Annotated in this window: 19 protein-coding genes, 1 tRNA gene and 1 pseudogene; 10 read left to right on the forward strand and 11 right to left on the reverse strand. The window is 69.2% G+C overall.

What is annotated here, in order from left to right:
* Positions 1 to 245 precede the first annotated feature (245 nt).
* Entirely contained in the window at positions 246 to 1,154 is a 909-nt protein-coding gene (locus ACIRG5_RS31065) for a cation diffusion facilitator family transporter (RefSeq protein ID WP_402911139.1), read from the reverse strand.
* 149 nt (positions 1,155 to 1,303) lie between these two features.
* Here ACIRG5_RS31065 and ACIRG5_RS31070 point away from each other — a divergent pair.
* Positions 1,304 to 1,375, forward strand: a tRNA-Arg gene (locus ACIRG5_RS31070).
* Between the two features lie 477 nt (positions 1,376 to 1,852).
* On the opposite strand, the gene ACIRG5_RS31075 is transcribed toward ACIRG5_RS31070, so the two are convergent.
* Positions 1,853 to 2,452 (reverse strand): hypothetical protein, encoded by a 600-nt coding sequence (locus tag ACIRG5_RS31075; RefSeq protein ID WP_402911141.1) that lies wholly within the window; start codon positions 2,450 to 2,452, stop codon positions 1,853 to 1,855.
* 212 nt (positions 2,453 to 2,664) lie between these two features.
* Between ACIRG5_RS31075 and ACIRG5_RS31080 the strand changes: the two genes are divergently transcribed.
* Together ACIRG5_RS31080 and ACIRG5_RS31085 are read left to right on the forward strand one after the other, a co-directional pair.
* Positions 2,665 to 3,396: a hypothetical protein gene (locus tag ACIRG5_RS31080; protein ID WP_402911143.1), complete on the forward strand. Its 732-nt coding sequence runs from the start codon at positions 2,665 to 2,667 to the stop codon at positions 3,394 to 3,396.
* Positions 3,393 to 3,656 carry a WhiB family transcriptional regulator gene (locus tag ACIRG5_RS31085; RefSeq protein WP_402911145.1) on the forward strand — a complete coding sequence of 88 codons (264 nt, stop codon included), beginning with the start codon at positions 3,393 to 3,395 and terminating at the stop codon, positions 3,654 to 3,656. Before ACIRG5_RS31080 ends, ACIRG5_RS31085 begins: the two co-directional genes overlap by 4 nt.
* Here the strand turns inward: ACIRG5_RS31085 and ACIRG5_RS31090 are convergent.
* Complete coding sequence (locus tag ACIRG5_RS31090) at positions 3,641 to 3,808, reverse strand: hypothetical protein (protein WP_402911147.1); 168 nt, start codon at positions 3,806 to 3,808, stop codon at positions 3,641 to 3,643. The two genes, ACIRG5_RS31085 and ACIRG5_RS31090, sit on opposite strands and share 16 nt — an antisense overlap.
* A gap of 521 nt (positions 3,809 to 4,329) precedes the next feature.
* On the opposite strand from ACIRG5_RS31090, the gene ACIRG5_RS31095 reads away from it, so the two are divergent.
* Positions 4,330 to 5,121: a hypothetical protein gene (locus tag ACIRG5_RS31095; protein ID WP_402911149.1), complete on the forward strand. Its 792-nt coding sequence runs from the start codon at positions 4,330 to 4,332 to the stop codon at positions 5,119 to 5,121.
* Between the two features lie 343 nt (positions 5,122 to 5,464).
* Positions 5,465 to 6,070 (forward strand): hypothetical protein, encoded by a 606-nt coding sequence (locus ACIRG5_RS31100; RefSeq protein ID WP_402911151.1) that lies wholly within the window; start codon positions 5,465 to 5,467, stop codon positions 6,068 to 6,070.
* Positions 6,071 to 6,377: 307 nt separating this feature from the next.
* Here ACIRG5_RS31100 and ACIRG5_RS31105 read toward each other — a convergent pair whose 3' ends face one another.
* Positions 6,378 to 7,094: an MIP/aquaporin family protein gene (locus ACIRG5_RS31105; RefSeq protein ID WP_402911154.1), complete on the reverse strand. Its 717-nt coding sequence runs from the start codon at positions 7,092 to 7,094 to the stop codon at positions 6,378 to 6,380.
* A gap of 354 nt (positions 7,095 to 7,448) precedes the next feature.
* On the opposite strand from ACIRG5_RS31105, the gene ACIRG5_RS31110 reads away from it, so the two are divergent.
* A complete protein-coding gene (locus ACIRG5_RS31110; protein WP_402911157.1) occupies positions 7,449 to 8,210 on the forward strand; it encodes an alpha/beta fold hydrolase in 762 nt (253 codons plus the stop codon).
* A gap of 30 nt (positions 8,211 to 8,240) precedes the next feature.
* Here the strand turns inward: ACIRG5_RS31110 and ACIRG5_RS31115 are convergent.
* The 4 genes and pseudogenes from ACIRG5_RS31115 to ACIRG5_RS31130 form a co-directional block, all read right to left on the reverse strand.
* A pseudogene (locus ACIRG5_RS31115) lies at positions 8,241 to 8,426 on the reverse strand (thiamine-binding protein); the annotation flags it as partial.
* Positions 8,427 to 8,432: 6 nt separating this feature from the next.
* Positions 8,433 to 10,649 carry an SseB family protein gene (locus tag ACIRG5_RS31120; protein ID WP_402911159.1) on the reverse strand — a complete coding sequence of 739 codons (2,217 nt, stop codon included), beginning with the start codon at positions 10,647 to 10,649 and terminating at the stop codon, positions 8,433 to 8,435.
* Between the two features lie 34 nt (positions 10,650 to 10,683).
* Complete coding sequence (locus ACIRG5_RS31125) at positions 10,684 to 11,241, reverse strand: hypothetical protein (protein WP_402911161.1); 558 nt, start codon at positions 11,239 to 11,241, stop codon at positions 10,684 to 10,686.
* A 233-nt stretch (positions 11,242 to 11,474) separates the two neighbouring features.
* On the reverse strand, positions 11,475 to 12,086 hold the full coding sequence (locus ACIRG5_RS31130) for a hypothetical protein (RefSeq protein ID WP_402911164.1): 612 nt from the start codon (positions 12,084 to 12,086) through the stop codon (positions 11,475 to 11,477).
* 1,258 nt (positions 12,087 to 13,344) lie between these two features.
* Between ACIRG5_RS31130 and ACIRG5_RS31135 the strand changes: the two genes are divergently transcribed.
* The 3 genes from ACIRG5_RS31135 to ACIRG5_RS31145 are packed head-to-tail and all read left to right on the forward strand — an operon-like array spanning position 13,345 to position 19,096.
* Entirely contained in the window at positions 13,345 to 15,984 is a 2,640-nt protein-coding gene (locus tag ACIRG5_RS31135) for a toxin glutamine deamidase domain-containing protein (RefSeq protein WP_402911167.1), read from the forward strand.
* Positions 15,981 to 16,946 (forward strand): nucleoside hydrolase, encoded by a 966-nt coding sequence (locus ACIRG5_RS31140; protein ID WP_402911169.1) that lies wholly within the window; start codon positions 15,981 to 15,983, stop codon positions 16,944 to 16,946. Before ACIRG5_RS31135 ends, ACIRG5_RS31140 begins: the two co-directional genes overlap by 4 nt.
* On the forward strand, positions 16,943 to 19,096 hold the full coding sequence (locus ACIRG5_RS31145) for a hypothetical protein (protein ID WP_402911172.1): 2,154 nt from the start codon (positions 16,943 to 16,945) through the stop codon (positions 19,094 to 19,096). Before ACIRG5_RS31140 ends, ACIRG5_RS31145 begins: the two co-directional genes overlap by 4 nt.
* A gap of 3 nt (positions 19,097 to 19,099) precedes the next feature.
* On the opposite strand, the gene ACIRG5_RS31150 is transcribed toward ACIRG5_RS31145, so the two are convergent.
* The 3 genes from ACIRG5_RS31150 to ACIRG5_RS31160 all read right to left on the reverse strand — a co-directional run bounded on the left by ACIRG5_RS31150 (position 19,100) and on the right by ACIRG5_RS31160 (position 21,023).
* Positions 19,100 to 19,933, reverse strand: coding sequence for a hypothetical protein (locus tag ACIRG5_RS31150; RefSeq protein ID WP_402911175.1), 834 nt, complete (start codon positions 19,931 to 19,933; stop codon positions 19,100 to 19,102).
* Between the two features lie 21 nt (positions 19,934 to 19,954).
* On the reverse strand, positions 19,955 to 20,458 hold the full coding sequence (locus ACIRG5_RS31155; protein WP_402911177.1) for a YbaB/EbfC family nucleoid-associated protein: 504 nt from the start codon (positions 20,456 to 20,458) through the stop codon (positions 19,955 to 19,957).
* Between the two features lie 82 nt (positions 20,459 to 20,540).
* Positions 20,541 to 21,023 (reverse strand): MarR family winged helix-turn-helix transcriptional regulator, encoded by a 483-nt coding sequence (locus ACIRG5_RS31160; protein WP_402911180.1) that lies wholly within the window; start codon positions 21,021 to 21,023, stop codon positions 20,541 to 20,543.
* 64 nt (positions 21,024 to 21,087) lie between these two features.
* Here ACIRG5_RS31160 and ACIRG5_RS31165 point away from each other — a divergent pair, with 64 nt between their 5' ends.
* On the forward strand, positions 21,088 to 22,482 hold the full coding sequence (locus ACIRG5_RS31165; protein ID WP_402911182.1) for an LLM class flavin-dependent oxidoreductase: 1,395 nt from the start codon (positions 21,088 to 21,090) through the stop codon (positions 22,480 to 22,482).
* Positions 22,483 to 22,531: the final 49 nt, after the last annotated feature.

Here is a 22,531-nt window from a genome sequence, read left to right on the forward strand (position 1 = left end):
TTCTGGCAGGAAAGGCCGCGTTCCGTCACGGAACGCGGCCTTTCCCGTTCACCTGAAAGGATCTATCCCTTTAAGACATACTTCGATGAGATCTTGACGATTCGTCAGCAGTGACCGGGGAGGCTCCTGTGGTGCCGTTCGAACGAGGCCGAGTGTGGGTCGCGGTGCCACAACCCCGCAACCCGGCCGTTCCGTCACGAACCGGCACGCAGTCCACTAAGGACGGGATCCGCGACCTGCCCGGCTCACCACGAAAGCTCCCGGCACCGCTGCGCTGACGAGCCACCCTCGACCTGCAGCGTCGCGTGCTCGATGTGGTACCTGGTCGCCAGCAACGACTGAGCGGCCTTGAGCACGTTCTCGTGGTCGGCGTTCTCCGCGGTCGTGAGGTGAGCCGAAGCCACCTCCATACCGCTGGTGAGCGTCCACACGTGCAGGTCGTGCGCCTCGGTGACCCCAGGCAGCTGGTTGAGCGCCTTCTGCATCTCGGTGACGTCCAACCGCTCCGGCGCGTGCTGGAACAGGATGTGCAGCGCGTTCTTGGCGAGGCTGTACGTCCGCGGCAACACCCACACGCCGATCAGCACACCCATGATCGGGTCCGCGTACTTCCAGCCCGTCGTGATCATCACCAGCGCCGAGATCAGCACACCCACCGACCCGATCAGGTCGGCGAGCACCTCCAGATACGCACCCTTGACGTTGATGCTCTCCTTCGCGCCCTCCTTGAGGACGCTGAAGCTGACGAGGTTCGCCGCCAGCCCGAGCGTGGCGGCGATCAACACCGGCCAGCCGGGCACGTCCGGCGGATCCTGAAACCGACCGACGGCCTCGTAGATCACGTAACCCGCCACCCCGAACAGCAGAACGGCGTTGGCCAGCGCCGCCAGCACCTCGGCCCGGTAGAACCCGAACGTGCGGTTCTTCCCGGCCCTGGCCCGCTTGGCCACCATGATCGCGGCCAGCGCCATGCCGACCCCGAGCACGTCGGTGAGCATGTGCGCGGCATCGGAGATCAGGGCGAGCGAGGACGTCGCGAACCCCACGACGAACTCCACCACCATGAAGACCGCGCCGATGCCGAACGCGACCCACAGCTTGCCGGCGTGCTGCCCGCTCGCCGACGCCGATCCGTGTCCGTGGCCATGACCCATACTTCGGAACATATAGCGACATGCGCATGAGTGCAATCCGGGGTGTTCCCAGTCCCACGAGCTGGTGACGAAGGCCACGCTCCACCACCGCTGGGGGTGGGTGTGAAACACAGTCGCGCGAGTGCGCTAGGATCTTCCACGTAGCTACGGCCCCCGTAGCTCAGGGGATAGAGCACCGCCCTCCGGAGGCGGGAGCGCAGGTTCGAATCCTGCCGGGGGCACCGAAGTCGAAGGCGATTCGTGTTCGCGGAAAGCGCGAACCGGGTCGCCTTCGGGCGTTTTCTGGGGGCCGAGCCCCCAGACCCCAGCCGGGGGCAAGCCCCCGGACCCCCGCAGGTAGCCGGGACCGTCTGCGCGTTGCCCTGCCGGGGACACCAGCACCATCCACACAAGCGCCGGTCAGACTCTGTCCAGGCGCTTGGTGCTTTTTGGCGACTTGTTCGCTGATCATCTCCGCTGCTCTGGCGATCTCGGGGACCATGTCGGCCGGTATCCGCCGAACAACGGGTGCGGACCGCGGTTCCGATCGCACGGGTCATCTATCTCGAACCGGACGTGTTCCGCGCTGCGAAAGATGCGAAGTAGTCGCTGGTCATATCTGTGACGGTCCATTGCATGCACGCCACACTCAGACCGCGGATGAGGCGAACACACGGAATCCATGCATGCACCGAGGCGCATACCTCACGCTCGCCTGATCAGGGAAGCTCCGCCCAGTCGAGTTCCTGACGTAGAGCCCACTTCGTGCGGTGCGTGTCGCGCACCGCGGTCATGTGGTCGCTGAAGTCGCCATCACGGTCGCAGCGGGCGAAGAGGCTCCTGGCCTCGACCAGCAGGCGGGCCGCCTCCCGGTAGGAGTCACGATTGCGGAGCTCGATCGCCCGGTCAACGGCACGGAGCAGGATCGGGATGGCGTCGGCAGGGTGGCTCGCGGCACGGGCCCGCGCGAGGCGGAGCCACAGACTCTGCGAGCAACCGCCGTCAACAGCTGCCTGCCAGGCGGCCTCTGTCTCGTCGTCGGCCAGCAGGATCTCCACCAGCGTCGAACGGCCCGGCGACCAGGATCCCGTAGCGGGCGGTGCCTCGGCGAGGAAGGCGAGCGCGCGTTCCCGCCAAGGCGGAAAGCCTTCGGCGGTGGCCTGACGCAGCGCGCGGAAGGACTCCAGACTCGGGTGGTCGGTGAAGTTGGCCCACAACATCTCGCCCGCCAGGTCACGCCGGCCGGCGTGCAGGTGGATCTCGGCGGCCAGATCGCGCAGGCGGAAGTCGGGTTCGAAGTCGACCAGGCCGCGTTCCAATCACGTCAGCCAGCTTCCGCACCGTGCTCCTGCTCACCACCACGGCCGGTCATCCTGCCAGGTACGCGCTAGGAGCATTTCCTGCGCCAGGCGCACCTCCACCAAGCCACATCAGCGACACGCCACCCGTTTTGGCGAATCCCTGCCACCGGACGCCGCGGGAGGCGGATTTGGCGGTGAGATGGTCCCCCGCCCCGAAAGGCACCTCCCCGATGACCTCGCTCTCCCCCTCGCACCTGGACGTGATCGAACAGCGATTCCTCGCGATGACCGCCGGCCCGCAGCCGCTGACCCTCGACTGCGCGGCACTCGGATGCGGCCTGCCCGACGAGGAGCTGCCCCTGGACCGCGTGCGCGTACTGCTCCTCAAACGACAGACGAGCTGGGTGAGCAAGGACGCCGTATGGAAGGAACTCGTCCGAAAGGCACACGCGGCAACCGAACCGTGGACCACCGTGGCAGCCGCCATGATGATGCCTGGCCTCAAGCACATCGCTGGAAAGCTGGGCTCCCGCTTCTGCGGTGACCGCAACGACCTGGACTCCGAAATCCTCGAAGGCTTCCTCCAAGCACTCGACATCGCCGACACACGATCACCGAAGATCTTCGGACAGCTCTACTGGGCAGCCTTCCGACGCGGCCACGAAGCCTGCAACAGCGAAAGGCGGCGAGCGATGTCCCGGTCCGACCTCACCGACACCGCGATCGAGGCCCGCACAGCCGACGGACATCCGGACCTCGTCCTCGCAGGAGCCATGCTGTCCGGCGTCATCACACCGCACGAAGCCGACCTCGTCTCCGATGTGCTCCTCGACCACGGAGACCGGTCAACCGCGGCCAAGCGACGCGGTATGAACCGCCACCAGGTGACAGCGCAGCTGAACACCGCCTCCCGCCACCTCGCCGACTACCTCCTCGGCAGCCCTCTTCGTCCGGCCGTATGACCACACTCGTGGCGCTGCGTGCACCGAAGTGGCAGGTGCACGCAGCATGCCGAAACACAGACCGAGAAGTCGACTGGACCGACTCCGAGCAGGGAAGCACGGCCGCAGCGGACTGCAAAACGATCTGCCGCCTATGTCCAGTCCGCCTCACCTGCGCCATCACGGCACTCACCAGGGACGAGAGCTACGGCGTGTGGGGCGGCATGGATCAGGCCGACCGCAAAGCGCTGAGACATGCCGATGCTCAGATCGCGGCATGAACGCAACTTCCGGCTCCAGGCAGCGGCCCCGCCGCAAGCAGCAACATGAAACCGCAGACGTCGTCTTCGAGATCAACCTCGTTGACGGCACCGAAGCTGAGCATCTTGGCCTGCAACAGGCGGCGGTCGTCCGCGACGTAGTGCTGTGGCACCAACGAGACAGCAGCGCGCCACCGCACGCGAGCGCTACCCGACCACTACAACGTCAAACTGGCCTGCACGACCAAGCCTCCAACCTGAAGCCGCTGGTGAGCCCTATTCCCATCCATTGGTGCTCCCGCCGGGGGCACCGAAGTCGAAGGCGGTCTGTGTTCACGGAAAGCGCGAACCGGGTCGCCTTCGGGCGCTTTCTGGGGGCCGAGCCCCCGGACCCCCGCAGGTGGCTGGAACCGTCTGTGCGTTGCCCTGCCGGGGGCACCACCCAGACCTGCTCACCACGAGCAGAGCGTTGCTTCGGAAGGGCCGTGACCACCTCGGTTGCGGCCCTTCTGCTGCTCCGGCCGTGTCTCCGGTCAGGGTGATGCGACACGCACCCGGAACATCGGCGGGTGCCCGTCGGGCCGGTACGCGGGAAAGGTTCGCAGGCCCCGTTCTCTGGAGCTGGCAGGATGTGACGCAGGGGGTCGTGCCTGTCGGACGCGCGTTCCCTTTCTCCGCCTGAGGATTGGACGCAATGGGACGCTCGTCGGTGTTCACCTTCCAGTACATCGCCATCGACACGGAGGCTGGTGTCACGCCCGAGGAGTTCGAGACCTTCGTGTGTGCTGAAGGCGTTCACCTGCCCTTGTACCCGGGGTGGCGGTGGACTCTGCTGCGCGGGTTGCGCGGAGAGCGGACCGGGCAGTACCTGATGTTGTACGAGATCGAGAGCGCCGAGCAACGCGACCGCTACGTCACAGCCCGGGGTGAGCAGACCGAGCTGGCCCAGGCGTTCTGGGCGCGGCATCCCGAGGCGGAGGCTGTGCTGGCGCGATGGCGGCGGCTGGGCACGTTCGGTGAGCTGCCCACGTTGTTCACCGACTACCGGCTGCTGGCCGACAATCCGCGGAGCACGGTCACGCCCGGCCCCCGCTACCGCGACCGCCCTGGGGAGGAGCCCGTCGCCAGGGTCGTCGGGATCCACAACCTGGCGTTGCGCGCCGGTGTGACCGAGGAGATGTTCGACCGCTTCATCGCCGAGAACCACCACCGGATCGACGACTACCCGGACTGGCGGTTCCACGTGCTCAAGGGCGAGCGGGGCAACCGCCTCGACCAGTACGTGATGATGATGGAGATCGCGAGCCTGGACGCGCTCGACGTCTTCTACCCCGAGCCCGACATCGCCACCGGCGAGGCCGCGGAGTTCGCGGCCGCCCACCGCGACACCAAGCAGATGTACGAGGAGTGGAAGCAGCTGGCCTCGTTCTCGGGCTCGCCGCAGATCTACACGGACTACCTCGCCGTCGCGGAGAACCCGGCGTAGTCCCGCACGACCGGGACGCGCCCGGGATCAGCACGTTGCCGAACCCGAACAAGAAGGTCAGCCTTACGACCGCGACCATGATCGCCGCAACCGCACCTGCCCACATGATGGCGAAGCAGACCAGCAGCGGCAGCGCGATGTTCTCCGTCCACAGCACGAACGAGGTTCTTACAGACTGCTGACGTCGCGGACTGTGTCCCAGCCGATGTCACTCGCGCCTACGTATGTCGTGTCAGACGCGGCACCTACGAGGAGGACGAATGACACACCGAGTGGACGAACGGCGGAGGTTCCGCCTGATCGCCTCGTTGTCAGCAGCCGCGGTGGTGGCTGTGGTCGCCCGGTGATCAGGTCACGTTGGCTGCGCGCCCTTCTCTTCGCCGTGCCGGGACTTCTGCTCGCAGGGTTCGGCGCGACGCATCCCGCCCTGCTCGATGCGGCCAGCTCGTCTTCGTGGGCGGCGCTGCACATCGTTCTGCTCCCGGTCTTTCCGCTGCTGGCCGTGGCGCAGTGGCTGTTGCTGACCTCGGCGCCGCCGTGGCTTCGGTGGCCGGGGCGACTGGCGGCGTTCGGTTTCGCGGCCTTCTACGGCGGGCTCGACGCCGTCGCGGGGATCGCCGCGGGAACTGTGGTGCACGCCCAGAACGGTGTCACACCGGTCGTTGGTGCCGTGTTCGCCATCGGCGACCTGCTCGGTTACATCGGCTCGGCCTGCTTTCTCGCCGCCAATGCCCTGATCGCCGCCGCAGCCGTCGCGCGTGCGAGGTGGCGGGCGGTGCCGGGTGCGGTGGTGCTTCTCGTCGCCAGCGTGTCCTTTCTCGACAGTCACATCTTCTGGCCACGCGGCGTGTTCACGATGATCGGTGTCGCCCTCGGCATGTCCTGGTTGTCCATGGCCGGCGACCAAGGTCCGCAACGATCGCCGGCACTCTCCCAGGTTCGTCCGTAATGGATCAGTGACCACGCGCCGCCGCACCGGCCCTCCACTACATCCCGATCGGTCCTTGACCACCAGGCAGCCTCATCGTCACGGACAAGGTGAACGCCCCTTCAGGTCCGAAGAGAACATTGCTCCACCGGGATTTCCAGTTGCCCGTGACACCTGTCGTAACACCGCCCTCGACACCGCACGGAGATACCGTCGACCCGCCAGCCCTCCGCCACCCTCGCCCGCACGCAGTCGGCGTGGGCATCCGCGATAGCGCTCAGCCGCTCCGATCCGGTTTCGCCGGTCAACTCGTCAGACATGTCGGTGCTCAGACCTGTTCGGCCGCGCGAGTCCCCGCGGCCCGTCGAGCGACGTTGCCGATCACCTCGTACAGCAACGCCGCGGCAACGCCACCGACGAGCGGGCCGACGAGGTAGACGAGCAGCTGCGACCAGAACACGGTCCCGCCGGCCAGCGACAGCACCACGTCCGGTCCCATCGTCCGGGCGAGGTTCACCGAAGCGCCGGTGAGCGGGCCGAACACCATGATCTGCGCGGCCAGCGCAAGCCCGATGCCCAAGCCGTGCACGCCCTTGGGCGCATCAGGTGCGACAGCGAGCGCGTAGACGGCCGTGACGAGGATGAACGCACCGGCCGCCTCGGCGACCAGCGCCTGAACCGGTGTGACAGCCGGGCCGTACGCCGTCGCCCCCAAACCGGCGGTCAACGCGGCGGAGGAGTAGGCCGCGTAGACCACGGCGGCGCCGAGCACACCTCCGATCAGCTGCGCCAGCACGTACGCGGGTACCTCACGCCACGCGAACCGGCCGCGTACGGCCAATGCGAACGTGACGGTCGGGTTGAAGTGACCACCGGATATCGCGCCGAAGGCGTAGATCGCCACAGCGAGCGCGAGCCCGTGCGCCAGAGCCACGATCAGCAACCCGGACGGACCGGCCGCCACCGCGGCCCCTATACCGAACAAACACAGGATCGCGGTGCCGGCGACCTCGGCGAGCAACCGACGGATCAGCGGAACATCCACAGCAACAGCCCCCTCTTGTGACAATGCGGCGTGGCGGCGGGCTCGACCGTAGGACTGCGCGGACCACACGAACGCGGCCGGCAGGCAGCCGTAAGCGGGCGGTAAGAAGCCGTTCCGCACCCGCATCAGCCCGAGCGTCCGAATGACCGCACCATCCCAGTCGCCCTGGAATAATCGTTGCGCGACAACGAGTGCAGCTGAAGGCGCCGGTCATCAGCGCTGGACGAACCACGATCCGCCGGACACACTGGCGCGATGCCGGCCGTGTACAAGAACTCAAGCGGTCAACGCGCGGTGCGGCAGTGGTGTACGCAAGCCTTGGCGCGAGCGGACTTCCCACTCACCAACACGACCGTGGACACCAGTGTCGGCCGGGTGGAACTCACCTCAGCCGGAACTGGCCGGCCGCGGGTCGTCCTGGTGCCCGGGACCGGCTTCAACGCCGCGGTGGCTCTGCCGTGGCTGCGGGCGCTGTCAGTCCGCTGGGCAACCACAGTGGTGGATCTGCCAGGCCAGCCCGGCCTCAGCGATCCACATCGGCCGCGTCGGGCCCGGCTGTCCTGGTACGGCCGGGCGCTGGACGAGATTCTGGCGGCGATGGACGCCGACGGGGTGGTGCTGGCGGGCAATTCGCTGGGCGCCGCCGTGGCCCTGGCCGCCGACTCGCCACGCATCGCGGCGCGTGCGCTGGTCTCACCCGCCGGCTTCATCCGTCTCGCAGTGGACCCGAAACTGGCGCTGGCTTCAACCGTGTGGCTGCTGCGTCCCACCGCCGAACACACCCGCCGCATGCTCCGGTTGTTCGTCGCACCCGGCGCGGAACCACCCGAAACCGAGGTGGAGTGGATGGCCCTCATGGCCACCTGCTGCCGCACGACGCTGGCCCCGCCGCCCCTGCCCGCCGAACTGCTGGCCCGTCGCGCCGAGCGGCCGTGTGTGGTCGGGGTCGGGGAACACGACCGGTTCCTGCCACCCCGTCGACTGGCACCGGCTGTGCGCCGAACCATGAACCTCGGCATTCAGGTCTTCCCCGGCGTCGGCCACCTGACCACCCCGACTCACCTCGACGAGGTGGTGTCCTTGGTGGCCGAGGTCACCGACCCTGTCGTCAACTGATCCAGGGACGACCTCCGCCAGCCCGGACGATCAGGACTTGGCGGCGGTGACGAACCGTTCGATCTCGAGCCGCCGCACCTTCTGTTGCCCGCAACCCATCAGGGCTTGCTTGAGCCGTGTGCCGCGACGAGTGGCACGCACGGTTTCCGTCGCACGCTTGACCACGTCCATCACCTCGTCCAACTCCCCCTCGAACAAGGTGAACATCGCGTTCGTCACGGCTCAGGCGTTCAGCGCGGCGATCAGGTCGTCACCCGGCAACTCCACGCCGAGCTGACCGCCGGGGTTGATCACCAGCACGCCGCCGGCCAGCGCCGGGGCCAGTTCGCGGCCTGTCGTCTGCATGGGTGACGCGGCGTCCTGCGGCACGTGGCCCGGGGCCGTCCACACCGCCACGAAGCGGCGTCCGTCCTGGGTGACGCCCATGCGCAGGTTGCCCTGGCCGTCGGTCTCCCCGATCAGGTTGGCGTCGAGCGTCGCTTGCAGCAGCCTGTGCTGCGTTGCCCAGCCGCACGCGACGTAGCCCAGCACCACGTCGAGGTCCGCCAGGGGCTCGGGGAAGCCGCGCCGGACCGGGCCTGGGCGGTAGTTCGGGTTCAGGTAGGTCTCGCCCGTCAGTTCGCCGTCCGCGCCCACCGCGTAGGCGCCGAACAGCGTCGCGTCCGGGATGCCTTCCACGTAGTTCGGGTTGACCTCCGGATCGGCGCACCACAGCCAGGTGTCGGGGACCTGGCGGCGGGCCTGTTCGCGCACGGACTCCGTGGCCGGGGGCAGACCGGGGTGCAGGGTGAAGTCGTCGATGTGGTCCGGGTACTCGACGAACGGCTTCGGCAGGACGTAGGCGCGGACGCCTTCCGCGGACACGGCGGTGATCAGCGTCCACGGGCCCTTGAGCCGGTACAGGTGGTGCTCGCGGTCCGACTGGATCTCGCTCTCATAGGCGAGGTTGCCGTCAGGAGCGCCATAACGGTGCACGAACAGGTCTTCGACCTTGGTCAGCCGCACGCCGGTCATCGTGTCCAGTTGCGGGTCCAGTTCAGAGGTCACCTGGTACGGCGACTGCCACGCGGGCAGTTCCTCGTCGATCTCGAACCGCAGCGCGTCCTGGTTCTCGATGAGCTGACCGGTCAGGTAGGTGACGGCGTTGCGGCCGTCCGCGAACCGTTCGTGCTTCTCCTTCTGGTCGCCCTCGGCCCAGTAGACCTCGTAGAAGTCGCCGTCGCGGACGAGGCACCACGCCTGGTCGCGGTGGCCCTCCAGGCTGTAGAAGCGCGGGCTGGTCTGGACGCGCGTGATCACCAGGCGAAGCGGTTCCAGCGCCTTCTGGAACGCCGCCTCGACCTGCTTCTCGCTGAACGGCCTGCCCATCGCGAGCGCCGCCGCACGGGCCTTCGCGATCTCCGGGACGACGGGGACCTCGTAGCGCTGCTGGCGGATGTGGTCGACCAGCGCCATCGGCGGCGGGATCTCGTGCGTGCGCAGGTGGTACGCGACGCTCGCGGGCCACACCCAGCGGCCGTCGGTGTGGTAGCCGAGCGGGACGACCTTCTCGTCACCACCGGTGAAGAGGTCCGTCGCCGAGCCGCGCGACGACAGGACGACCGGAGCACTCTCCAGATAGCGCAGCAGGAGATCATGTTCCCTGGCATCGACCATCGGGCGGTACCAGGTTCCTCTGCCTTTCTCGATCACGTCGAACGCGCGCACGAGTTCGAGCCGAGCCTCCTCCGGCTGAGGGTCCCACGCTTTGACGCGTCCCCACTGCTGGATCTTGCCGGCCGCCTGCCACATCCAGTCCGGCACCGCTTCCGGCCGCCTGGGCAGCAACCGCAGCTCGTCGGCAGCGTGCGTGAGCGCATCGCCGACGAGCGATGCGAGCTGCCACTCCGGCTTGCCCTCGATCAGGAACCGGCGTGTGGTCTCGCCACCGGAGACGAACGTGAAGCCGGCGGTGAACCACGTGCCGAGGCTGCTGCGGAAGTCGCGCATCCGCAGCCGGTGCAGCCACTGGCTGACCATCACCGGCGGCGCCCACACGTGGGTGGTGCCGTCGACGGTGACCGACGCGTCCACCTCCATGAGGCGGCCGAGTGCGCGGCACCGGAGTTCGATCTGCTGCCAGCCGTCCGGAGCGTGTGCGACGAGAGCTTCCTCGACCTGGCCGAGGATCGAGGTGTTGGTGCGCGGCATCATGTCGCCTGGGGGCAGCGACGGGTACTGCGGCCACGCGCCGGGCAGCGGTGGCAGCTCGCGGAGCAGGACCAGCCGTTCGGTGCTCACGTGGCCCTGCAACGGATCCAGCTCGGTCGGTGCCGCGCCTTCCTCGGCGACGCGCCAGACCTCGGCGCCCAGCACCGTCTCGAACCGCGCGGTCGTCGCGTCCGTGCCGGGCTCGATCCGGAACGCCTCGTTCCCGTCGATCGCGATGTCGAACTGCACGTGCTTCACTCCCTGCCGCACAACGGAAAAACGGTCACGACTGGCGCGGTTCGACGAACTCGGCCCACTTCGGGGGCTGTTTGCCCATCTCCTCCATCATCTCCAGCATGTCGCGGAGATCGGCGACGTTCGGCGCGGTGCCCGCGAACCAGTCGCTGACGCTGTCCCACGCCTTGCGCGCGCCCTCGCCCTCGACGACGTCCCAGACGGGTGGGTCGTCCTGGTCCAGGTCGGCGCCGTCGACGACGTGGTAGGCGTAGCCCTGGTGCGCCGTGAGCGCGAGCAGACCGCGCGGGTCGGCGAACTCGTGGTCGAGGCCGTTGAGCGTGGCGACGGCGTGCCGTTTGCGTTCGGCGGTCATCGCGTCGACCCCGAACGCGGTGCCGGCCAGCCACAGTCCTGATTGGACACCCATGATGCGCAACACCTGGCGCACCGCCTCGGGAACGTGTTCCACGCCCTGGTCCGCGGCCATCTGGTCGATCTGGTCGTCGGACGCGCCTGCCACGGACCCGCGACGCAGACCGTTCGCGCACACGCGCTCGAAGATCGCGTCGATGCGCTCGCTCGGGTTGTCGGTCGGTTGGTTCACATCCACTCTTCGGACGCCTTCACCCGCACCTCAACCTCGCGCTCGACACCACGTCCCAAGAATTCCACAGCTGTGCCGGACGCGTCGCGGGAGCGGCCCGATCGCCGACACTCGCGGTTCTCGGGTGCGGCCCGGCCGGATGTGGCATTCTGCCGAGCAGGCAAGACGCATCTGGGGGAACACGTTGTCAGCTCAGCCGGACGACCTGGCGACGAGCATCGCATGACCGGACGTCAGCGAGGCCCGTCATCGTCCTCGTCGCACCACGGCAGCAGCAGCGGTGGCCACCGCAGCAGCCCGCCGCCATCGTCATCGCCCTCGTCGGCGGGCAGCGTCGGCGGTCGTGGTACCCGGATGGACCCCGACGCGGTCGAGAACCTCGGCAGCAAGATCACCAGCCGCGGTGACCAGGTCCGCAGCAACGTCTCGAGCATGCTGAACATCAACGCCAGCGGCGGTAGTGCCGGCGTGTTCGGCCAGGTCGCCATGCAACACGCGGACCGCGCTATCGGCACCGCCCGCGCTTCGGCGGAGATGGCCGCGACGGCCGCAGACAACGCCGGCGCCAAGACGAAGGCCACCGCACAGGCGACTCGTGACACCGAGCGGTCCGTGGGCGACTCGATGCGGAAGATCGACTCCTCCGCGCCCGCCTCCAACCGCGGCAGTTCGACCGGCACGTCCTCGCCGTCCGCCTCCTCGTCGTCGACCGGCAGCCGGGCGACAGCACCGTCCTCGCTGCCTGGTGGGACTTCCGCTCCCGTCCGGTCACCCGCTCCGGGCGCCGCGGGCGGACCGGTCTCGCGCACTCCGCAACTGGGCGGCACCGCGATGCCCGGCGGCAACGGTGCTCCGGCTGCGAGGCCACCCGCAGGTGGCCTCGACCGTCGGACCAACGTCGCCGGCGACTCCGGGCCGAGCCGAGGGGCAGGAGGTCCGGCTGCCGGCAGCGGCGGTTCCCCTGGTGGCCCACAAGCCGGCAGAGGGCCCGCCAGTCCGATGGCCGGTGGCCCCCTCGCGGGAAGTTCACCGACCGGTCGAGGCTCCACCGGCCCGATGACGGCAGGGTCCGCGCCCGGTGCCGGGCCCGCGGGCGGTCCCCAGACCGGTCGAACGGCAGGTGGCCCGCCGTCGGGCGGTCCGGTGCCAGGCAGCGCCCCTCCCCCTGGCCGAGGCCCTGGCGGTCCGATGACCGGCGGGACCGCGCCCGGCGGCACGGTGGGAGGAGCACCTGCCTCCAGGCCTTCGGCTGCGGGCGGTGGTCCCGTGCCGGGCGGTGGCCCAGCGGGAAACGCACCTGCCACCAGGCCCTCGGCCGGGACGGGCGCGCCCGGCGGCGGTCCGGCAGGAAACACACCTGCCACCAGGCCCTCGGCCGGAATGAGCGGCGCGCCCACACCTGGGTTGCACCCCTCCGGCAACGCGCCTGGCCACCGCGGCCCAGGTGGCCCGGTGACCGGTGCCCATCCCGGCGGACCCGGCACTAGGAATCCGGGCGGGCCTCCCGCCAGTGGGCCGCCGGTGGGCCGTGGTCCGATGGGGCCGCCTGCCGCCGGCGGGCACCCTCAGAGCGGGCCGCGACCGGGTGGCCCCGAACACGGGCCACGCCAAGGGGGCCAGCCGCCCTCCGGTCCTCCGGGACCCCCGAACGGGCCTGGCCGTCACCAGCCAGCTTTCGGGCCTGGGCATCCTCCCGCCGGACAACACGGTGGGACCGCCCCACCGCGTGGCGCCGGTCCGTTCAACGGCCAGGGCGGCGTGCGCCAGCCCAGCCAGGGACCTGGCATGCCGGGGCGAGGACCGTCTCCGGACGGCGGCGTGCCCCATCGGGCACGGGACTTCGGACCTCCGGGGACACCTCCCGGCAGGCACGGACCTGTCGGTCCGCGGTCAGCGCACCCGCACACCGCCGACCCGCGCGCGACACACCCGCAGGCAGCGCACCCGCAGGCGCCGCCTCGTGGGCCGATGGCGCCCGGAAGTCCGCAGCACGGGCCAGGGCCGCACCCCCAGCGGCACGCGGACGGCTTGCCCGGTGGTGGACCACGCCGGCCTGGGCAGGGGCCGCCTTCGGTTACTCACGACGGCAGGCCCGTCCATGGCATGCCGCCGCAGGACGGCCAGCCGCATCGCACGCCCGACAGGCCGGACCGCGGCACACCCGCGCACCGGCAGGACGGGCCGGGCGACCACACCCCCGACAGGAACACGCAGGAGACCACGTCCCACGACCGGCCGCGCGACGGCGAGCAGCCACCGGTGGCGCTCGAACGAACGGATCTGTCCCAATACGACGACTGGAAGATCGCACGCCGGAAGGTCGACGACTTCCTGTCCGACGACAACGTCATGCTGCGCGGCGACACGCGGACACCTGACCAGATCCGCCAGGACGGCGGATTCAGGCCACACGCGTCAGACGGCCGGGCGGATCCCCTCTTCCAGCACATCCACGGCAACATGAACACGTTCGTCAGCACCTCGACGGACATGCGCACCGCCATGACGTTCACGAACTCGTCGGGTGGCCACGTCTACCGGATCAAGGCACCCGGCGGCATCCTGTCGGCCGACACCCAGCAGCGGCTGGGATACGGGGGCAAGCCGCTGCCCGAGAGCGAGGTCCTGCACGCGGGCGGCGTCGACTGGCGGTACGTGGAGGGCTGGCACGAGGTCGTCTACGTGGGCAACGGGAAATCGGCCCTCGGCCCGTTCGTGCCCAACCCCGACTTCATCGGTGGCGCACGGCAAACACAGCCCCACGTCCCTGACGACCTCAAGTTCGTGCCGCCACCCGGACCGCCGCCCGTCGAGATGCGGCCCTCGTGGAAGATCGAAGAGGACGAGGCGCGCGCGGCCGCCGAACGGGGCGAAGTTCCGCCTCCCAAGGAGGAGCCGGCCGAGTCTCCCCAGGAGAAGAAGCCCATGCGGCCGTTGCCGACGAACGTCGACATCGAGGCCCGGCTGGGCGGGGCGCCCGCACGACCGCCAGAGCCGACGGCGCTGCACGCGGGGCACGGCGACGAGTCGAGCCAGCAACGCGTGCTGCAGGAACGATTCCCCGGCATCGAGCAGGTCAACGCGCACAGGCTCGACGAGGACGGCCACCGGACGAACTGCGTCGAGGCCATGATCGCCGACGAGCGGCGCTACCACGGCGAACAGGTCGAGGCACGTCCTACGAAACCGGAGGACGTGGCCGAGCAGGGCAGGCTGAGCCGGGTCCGGGACGCGCTGGGCGGCGAGTGGACCAGCCACAAGGACATCGACAGCGTCACGAAGGCGATGGCGAGCACCCCGGAGAACTCACGGGGCGCGCTTGCCTACAGGTACACGGACGACGACGGCCGCACGCAGGGCCACGTCGTGAGGGTCGTGAACACTCCGGACGGAGTCGCGTACGCCGATCCGCAGACGGGTCGGCTCGCCGAGTTGCCGGACAACGCGACGGACGTGCGTCTTCTCTCGGAGGACTACACGGACGACACGGCGCACTCGCACGTCGAGGACGACGGCGGCTTCGGCGCGACGCCGGAGGAGCAGCGCGACGACGCCGTTGACCAGGTCGCGGACGACCTCGGCATCAGCGATCCGGAGAAACGGCAAGCGCTGGCCGACACCTACGACACCGCGAGGGAGTACACGGCGCCGATCATCGTGGACGTCGCCGCGCGCATTCACGACGACCTGAAGGTGATCGCCGATGCGGACCCGGACCACCGCGTGGTCTTCCTCGGTCGCGACGGGCACAGCCTCGCCCTCGCGAGCAGGGAGCTCGACCCGGTGTTCTTCGACCGGCACGCGAGCGAGGTCGTGCTGTCGCGTGCGGTCGTCGAGGCGGCGCTGAGGGACCTCGAGCGTTCCGATCCGGACCGGGATCTCAGTGCGGTCGACGAGTTCCGGCTGCACAAGAAGGTCGCGGACGAGGACGTGCCCGGCGCGTACGACCGGCTGTCCGACTACCTCGACTCGGCGGGTGTGCCGATCCACGGTGACGGCGGCATCAGCCTCGTCGACACCAGCTACAAGGGCACCGTCCAGGAGATGCTGACGGCGGCGTACCCGGACCCGAAGTTCCAGGGCCACTACGCCTTCCACGGTCAGTCGCCCGGCGATCCGCATCCTGACGCGAAGAAGGGCTACCTCGTCGACCTCGAACCGGAGGACGGCGGCGGCAAACCGTTGCGCGAACTCTCCGACGATCCTGGTCGCACGTTCGCGCACCAGGACGCGATCGGCGTCATCGAGGAAACGTTGCACGGTACGATGTCCAGTCCGCGCCGGATCGACGAGGACGGTCCTGTGCAACAGCCGCAACGCTTCGAGCCCGATCTGACGGCGGGCATCAATCCGCTGAAGGTGGCCGAGCCCTTCCAGGATCCGGCGGTGCGCGAGGGTGCCAAGGCGATGAGCCTGCGCGCGGTCGTCGACGTCGCACGGGAGATGGCCGAACTCAGGGCCGACGGCGGTGCCTGGCGCGACGAGCTGTCCGCACGGGCTGAACACGGCAGGGACCAGGTGCGGTCGTGGGTGGCTGAGGACGGCAGCGGCGACCCGAGGTTCCGCGAGGTGATGGACTCGTTGGTGCGGCGCAGCGACAAGGGCGCGGTGCTGGCGGTGGAAGCCGCTGTGCGCGACCTGGCACCGGACGAGCAGCGTCGCGTGTGGACGGAGTTCGCCGCGTTGCCGACCATCGCCGAACGGGACGAGTACGCGCGCGAACTGCGGGAAGGACAGCGATGAGCGAGGAGCTGAACCGGGAACGCCAGGACCTGACCCGCCTGGCGCAGCGGTTCGGGCTGCCGCAGACGGTGGCGGGAGATCCGTTCCCGCCGTCGCAGGAGGGTGCGCCCCTGATCATCGACACGGACGCCGGCGGCGATCCCGACGACGCCATCGCCCTCGTCGCCGCCGCGGCCGAACCGACGCTCACCCTGGTGTCCACAGTGGATGAACTGGGCGGACGCAGGGCGCGGTTCGTCCGGCACCTGCTCGACCTGCTCGGCCGCGAGGACGTGCGGGTGGTCGCCGGCGCTGATCTCGGCGACCGGAGGATGGACTGCATCGCGGGCCTGGTACCGGATTCCGTCGATCCGCAACGCACCGACCTCGCCGACGCGGTCGCGGAAGTCGTGACGAGCACGGACGGTCTGGTCCGCTGGGTGGGCATGGGCCCGGCGACGAACCTCGCCGCGTTGCTGACCGCGAACCCGTCTCTCGCCGAACGACTGGTCGTGACGCAGATGGGCGGCGCGCTGAACTACCGCGATCCCGAACGGGCCGAACACAACTTCCGACTCGACCCGGCGGCCGCGAACACCTTGCTCACCAAGGGAAAGCTACCGAAACTGGTGCTGTCGGACACGACGTTCACACCGGAGCTGGAGATCGCCAAGGACTCCGGGCTCCACCGCCGGCTCGCCGAGGCGGAGCCCGCGTGGGCGAAGCTGGTCACCGCGCACATGGCCCAGTGGTTCGACCGCTTCCACCCCGGCACGATCCAGCACGACGGTCTCGCGCTCGCCGCCGGCCTGCAACTTCCCTACGTGGCACTGCGCCGGGAACGCGTGGTGCTCGACGACATCGGCCGGATGAGCACCGCCCCGGACGGGAACCTCGCGCGAATCAGCGTCAAGGCCGACTACTACGCGTTCATGACCTGGCTCACCAGGCGTCTGGACACCGCACTGGAGGAAACCCGATGAACCGCGACGAGGCGATCCGGGCCGCGTGGGACTGGATCGTTCGCACGCACGGTCCGAGGTCCGCGAACCTGAAGATCCTCACCGACGACGTGGTGCTGGTGCGTGGTCAGTGGCACGTGCCGTACGACGCGACCGACGACGTCCTCGTCCCACTTCCCGCGGTGGAGGTGCCGGACGACGGCGGCGAGCCGCGCGCGTACGTGCCCACCCCGCCTTCCCCGTGGAAGCGGGGAGTTCCCAGGGGCCGGCGGGGTCCCGGCCTCTCGATCGTCGACCCCGAGTGGGATCTGGAGACCTTCGCACACCTGGGGGTGCCGAACGTCGCGATCCTGGGATGGTTGCGCGAGGAAGGTTCGGACGAGTTCCGCCACAACGCGGCGCACACCCCAGGTCCCGGTGCCCGCGGCTGGCCGCTGCCGCAGACGCCAGCCGACAAGATCTTCTCCTACTACCAGTGCGGTTGGCTGGAAGAGGACGCCAGGTTCGTGGCCGGTGTCGTCGACGTGGTGGTGTGCACGACGGACCAGATCGGCCAGGACGACAACGGCCACACGTGGCTCGCCACCTACTCCTCCGACAGGCTCCTTCCGCCTGGAACCCGGCGGTGGCGCGAGGTCGGCGTGCGCGAACTCCTCACCACGACAACGGCGGACGAGGTGCGGGTCAACCCCGGCCACGACTGGCAGACGTCGCTCAAGAAGCCCATCCCGCTCGACCGCTGGCCCGCGCCCTTCGCCCTGCCCGCTCCGGTCGAACGCCACGAGGACGGTGGCCCCGCGCTGGTCGAACGCGTGGACGAGGCCAGGGCGCACAGCCTCTCGTTCACCGCGGAAGAACGCGAGATCCTCGCGGAATGCCTGCGCTGGCAGGAAAGCGGCTGGCAGGGTCCACCTCCGCACGGGGTCCAGCAGACCTGGGACGCGAACGGCGTGCGCGTCTGGCAGGCGCCGACGTTCGGCAAGGCCGCCGGGCTGCCCGCGACCCAGTCGAACGGGTGGCCGTGGATCGCCGGTCTCCTCGCCGGCTTCGCACTGGGCGACAATCCTTACGAGGCAGCGCTTTTCAGGCTCGTCGACGACGTCGTCCGCACCGTGGCGCAGAGGTCGCCGGCCTTCCAGGCCGATCACCCCTGGTTGCCGCGCCGCGAGGGCTGGCTGCCGAACGCACAGGAACCCGTCCGCGTGGTGCGGGCGATCGTGGCCGGTCTCGGCGCGGAGAATCCCGTCGTCCGGGGTGTCGGCTGGGACGACGAGATCAGCCCGGTGATCGCTCGTGCGGTGTCCCGCGAGGCGTTTTCCCGTGCTCCGCACTACATCCTGCAGGAACTCGGTATGCCGGAACCCGACACGGGCACGCCGTGGGGCTTTGCGGTGCGGATCGTGAGCTCGCTCGGCAACCACCCACCGACGGCGCTCGCCGCGGCTGCCTTCGACCCCCTGGTGGCGGCGCTGACCGGTGCCCTGCTCGGGGCGTGGCACGGCGTCGCTGGCCTGCCCGTCGGACCGCAGCACGATCTCGCCGAATGTCTTGCCACCGAAGCGTTCCTGGCGTTCGAACCGAAGTACGCGCCCGCAGAGACGACGCATCCGGGCCTGCCTCCGATCAGCGACGCGATGCGCGCGGAGGCGGCGAGGACCCCCGGTGGCTGGATCTACTGCGCGGACCCGGACATCGATCCGCGCTACATCCAGGGCGCGCCGCTGTTCACCCTGCTCGGTGCCTACGAGGTCGGACCAGACGGTCGGTTCACCGGCAAGACCTGGGTGAACGACGAGTACAAGCCGAGCCCTCAACGGCTGGGGCTGCCCGAGCCGCAGTGCGAGTTCGAGGTGGTGCTCAACCTCGTCACGGCGGGCTGGCTGCCCTACGAGGCGATCATGTCAGCGGCACTGGAGTCGATGCTGCTGGCTCAGCCGGGCCCGGACGGCAACCTCGCCATCGCCCAGGACGTGAACGGGAACAGCATCCTCGCGCTCTACTCGTCCCCACGCCACCTCCCTCCCGGCGACTACGAGCCGGGAGGAATCGTGCTCAGGAAGATCGGGACGGTGTTGCCGGGGCTGAAGGTGCTGGTCAACCCCGGCGGCGCGGTGGGAGTGGACATCAGGGGCGACGACCTGGTGCGGATGCTCGCCGACCGGCCCGCCTGAGGGTCAGGCGTTGGCGGGCGGCATGTCGTAGGGCTTGACGGCGTCGTAGGCGGACTTGGCGTAGCCGCCGTACTCCGCGAACCGCTCCAGCCCCTTGACGAGGCCCTGCATCTTCTCCGCCAGCTTGGCCATCCGGCCGCCGAAGCGCGCCATCGCGGACGCGAGCTTCGACAGCCTGCCCGCGATCTTGGTCGCCATCATGGCGGCGCGCGTGCCCGCGTAGCCGGCGAAAGCGGCGATGGAACTGCCCAGCGTGACCACGGCCGACGCGGCGGCGATCAGCGCGCTCGCGATCAGTTCGCCGATCAGGTCGGAGATCCAGCCGAAGACCAGGGACCGCAACTCGCAGACGAGCGCGCCGGACAGCGCGTAGATCGCCGCGGTCCCGTCCATGGTCTTGCCGAGCGCGTCGTACTCGCCCGCCATCTGCTCCATCTCGCGCTTGAACGCGTCGCCCGACGCGCCCTCCCAGTCGGCGACGGACCGCATGTCCTCGCGGTGCTCCTGGGCGACCATCTTCATCTGCAGCGCGGCCTGCTTGAGCTGGTCGGAGTTCGCGTTGATCTCGTCCGGATTGCCCAGCAACGCGTCCAGCGGCTCGCGCAGGAAGTCGACGTGCTCCAGCAACCAGCCGACACCCGCGGATGCCAGCATTCCCAACGGGTTCGCCATCGTGGCGACCACGTCCACCACCACGCCGGCGCCACCGAGCGCGACGTCGATGACGTCAGGTCCTTCGCCTTCGGACTCGGACGTCAGCGAGTCGACGAACCCGGCGACGCTGTCCACCACACCCGCGCCGGTCGACCACGTGGTGGTGCTGTTCTCCTCTGCCACTGCTCCCCCAGACCGCTCTTACTACTTCTTGAAGATCGAGTCGCCGCCGAAGTCGTCGTCATCGTCGGTGGGCGGACGTGGCGCGGGCCGGCGAACGGGCGGCGGTGCCGGTGCTGTCGCGGCGCGCTCCTCGTACTCCTCGTTGAACGCGTAGCCCGCAGGCTTCGGCTGCTCTTCTTCCTCCGGCGGCGGAAGGTATTCGGTGATCACGCGATAGGTCTCGGAACCCTCGCCCTCGACGGCCGCGAACGTCTCGGCGACCTTCACCGCCGCACCCCGCTGCGCCTTGCGCGCGATCTCGAGGATCTCGCCGGACAACTGCGCGTGCGACTTCCGCATTGCATCCGCGGTCAGCTCAAGGCCGGTCAGCGCACCGTTGGGCGCGACGGTCACCGTGATCGCCCCGTCGTTCGACGACGCCGAACCGCCCGCCTGCGCCAGTCCTTCCTGGACCGCCGCGGCTTTTGCCTGTGCGTCGGCGATCTTCGCCTCGAAGTCCCGCATCCACTCTTCGGGCGTCTTCACCTGTCCCCCAGCTCACGCTCGACCGTACGGCCCAAAGGATTCCACAGCCGGAATGGCCGCGCCTCGGCAATGGCCAGATCGGCTAGGACGTGCTCGCCGCGATGTCCTGGACCGCCGCGCAAGCGCTCGGCACCGGGTCCAGCTCGTTCACGTGCCCTGCCAGCCGGCAGAGCAGGCCCTTGAACGTCTCCCGGTCGCCCGCGGACAGGCCGGACAGCACGTGCGCCTCGGCGTGCGACAGCCGGAGATCGAGCTCCGCCAGCCGGGCCCGGCCCACGTCGGTCGCCACGACCAGGCGGGTGCGGCGGTCGGTCGGCGCCGGGCGGCGTTCGACCAGCGACGCCCGTTCCATGTCGTCGAGCAGGTACGTCATGACGGTGCGGTCGATGCCCAGCTGCTGGCAGAGCGCGGACTGGCTTTCCGGCTGGTCACGGGTGGCGGCGGTGAGGATCTGGTAGCCGCGGTGGCCGCCCGGGAGGTCGCCGACGGCCTGGTTCGTCGCCTTGACGTAGGCGCGGAACACCACACCGAGGGTCCAGCCGAAGTCGTCCTCAAGCGCGGTCACCCGGCCAATGATAGCCCGGACAGAACGTCTGTAAAGCAGAACATCTGCGTGGCATACTTTCGGCATGACAGATTACGGCCACCCACTCGAGTTCGGGGTGTTCCTGCCGCCCGACGCCGAGCGGTTCGAGGACACGCTGCGGCTCGCGCAGGCCGCTGACGTGCTCGGACTGGAGCTCGTCAGCATCCAGGACCACCCGTACAACGCGGCGAACCTCGACACGTGGACGTCGTTGTCGGTCATCGCCGCGACCACCACCAACGTCCGTGTGTTCCCCAACGTCGCGAACCTGCCCCTGAGACCGCCGGCCATGCTTGCGCGCGCAGCGGCGAGTCTTGACGTCATCACCGGTGGGCGCGTGGAACTGGGGCTCGGCGCCGGAGCGTTCTGGGACGCCATCGCCGCCATGGACGGGCCGCACCGCACGCCGGCCGAGTCGGTCGAGGCACTCGAAGAGGCCATCGCGGTGATCAGGACACTGTGGACACCCGGTCGTGGAACTCGGTTGCAGGGCAGGCACTACTCACTCAGCGGCGCTCGCCCCGGACCGTTTCCCGCGCACGACATCGGCATCTGGCTTGGCGCGTACAAGAAGCGGATGCTCCAGCTCACCGGTCGCCTCGCCGACGGATGGCTGCCGTCGAGTCCCTACGCGCCACCACAACAACTCAAAGCGATGAACGCCATCATCGACGAGGCCGCGCAAGAAGCCGGGCGTGAGCCCAAGGACATCCGCCGGATCTACAACATCGGATCCGAGTTCACCGCGGAGCAACTCGCCGAACTGGCGCTCAACGACGGAATGAGCGGCTTCATCCTGATGGTCAACACCGACGACGAGCTGCGCACGTTCGCAGAGGAGGTCGCACCGGCCGTGCGCGAGATCGTGCAGAAGGAACGCGGTTCGACGCTCCTGTGGGACGAGTCCAAGCGCCCAAAAGGCCCGGCGCCTGAAGCGGACGCCGTCTACACCGCTTCGGGCAGGGCGATGGGCCGTCAGCTGATCGGGGTCCACAACCACCTGCGCGACGAGCTGACGAAGGTCCGTTCGATCGTCGACCAGGTCGCGGACGGCATCCTCGACGTCGGCGAGGCGCGCTCCGAGATCAACACGATGACCATGCGCCAGAACAACTGGACGATGGGCGCGTACTGCGAGAGCTACTGCCGGCTCGTCACCCTCCACCACACGCTGGAAGACACGAGCCTGTATCCGCAGCTCAGAGAGGGCGACGCACGGCTCGGACCGGTCCTCGACCGGCTGACCGAGGAGCACCAGGTCATCCACGAGGTGCTCGAACGCCTCGACGCGGCGCTGGTGGCCACGGTCGCGGAACCGCATCGGATCGGTGAGGTGCAGAAAGCGGTCGATCTGCTCACGGACACCCTGCTGTCGCATCTGTCCTATGAGGAGGGCGAACTGGTCGAGCCGATGGCCCGCATCCCGTACCACCACTGAGTGCACTTGGGCGTGTGCGGCGCCACGCGGCCACGGACTGCCAACAGAC

This window comes from Lentzea sp. NPDC102401, assembly GCF_044765805.1.
GTDB lineage: Bacteria > Actinomycetota > Actinomycetes > Mycobacteriales > Pseudonocardiaceae > Lentzea > Lentzea sokolovensis.

Coding starts and splice junctions, on each gene's coding strand:
- ACIRG5_RS31095 (WP_402911149.1), top strand. CDS start 4,330: ATGGGACGCTCGTCGGTGTTCACCTTCCAGTACATCGCCATCGACACG.
- ACIRG5_RS31080 (WP_402911143.1), top strand. CDS start 2,665: ATGACCTCGCTCTCCCCCTCGCACCTGGACGTGATCGAACAGCGATTC.
- ACIRG5_RS31145 (WP_402911172.1), top strand. CDS start 16,943: ATGAACCGCGACGAGGCGATCCGGGCCGCGTGGGACTGGATCGTTCGC.
- ACIRG5_RS31140 (WP_402911169.1), top strand. CDS start 15,981: ATGAGCGAGGAGCTGAACCGGGAACGCCAGGACCTGACCCGCCTGGCG.
- ACIRG5_RS31085 (WP_402911145.1), top strand. CDS start 3,393: ATGACCACACTCGTGGCGCTGCGTGCACCGAAGTGGCAGGTGCACGCA.
- ACIRG5_RS31065 (WP_402911139.1), bottom strand. CDS start 1,154: ATGGGTCATGGCCACGGACACGGATCGGCGTCGGCGAGCGGGCAGCAC.
- ACIRG5_RS31135 (WP_402911167.1), top strand. CDS start 13,345: ATGCCGCCGCAGGACGGCCAGCCGCATCGCACGCCCGACAGGCCGGAC.
- ACIRG5_RS31165 (WP_402911182.1), top strand. CDS start 21,088: ATGACAGATTACGGCCACCCACTCGAGTTCGGGGTGTTCCTGCCGCCC.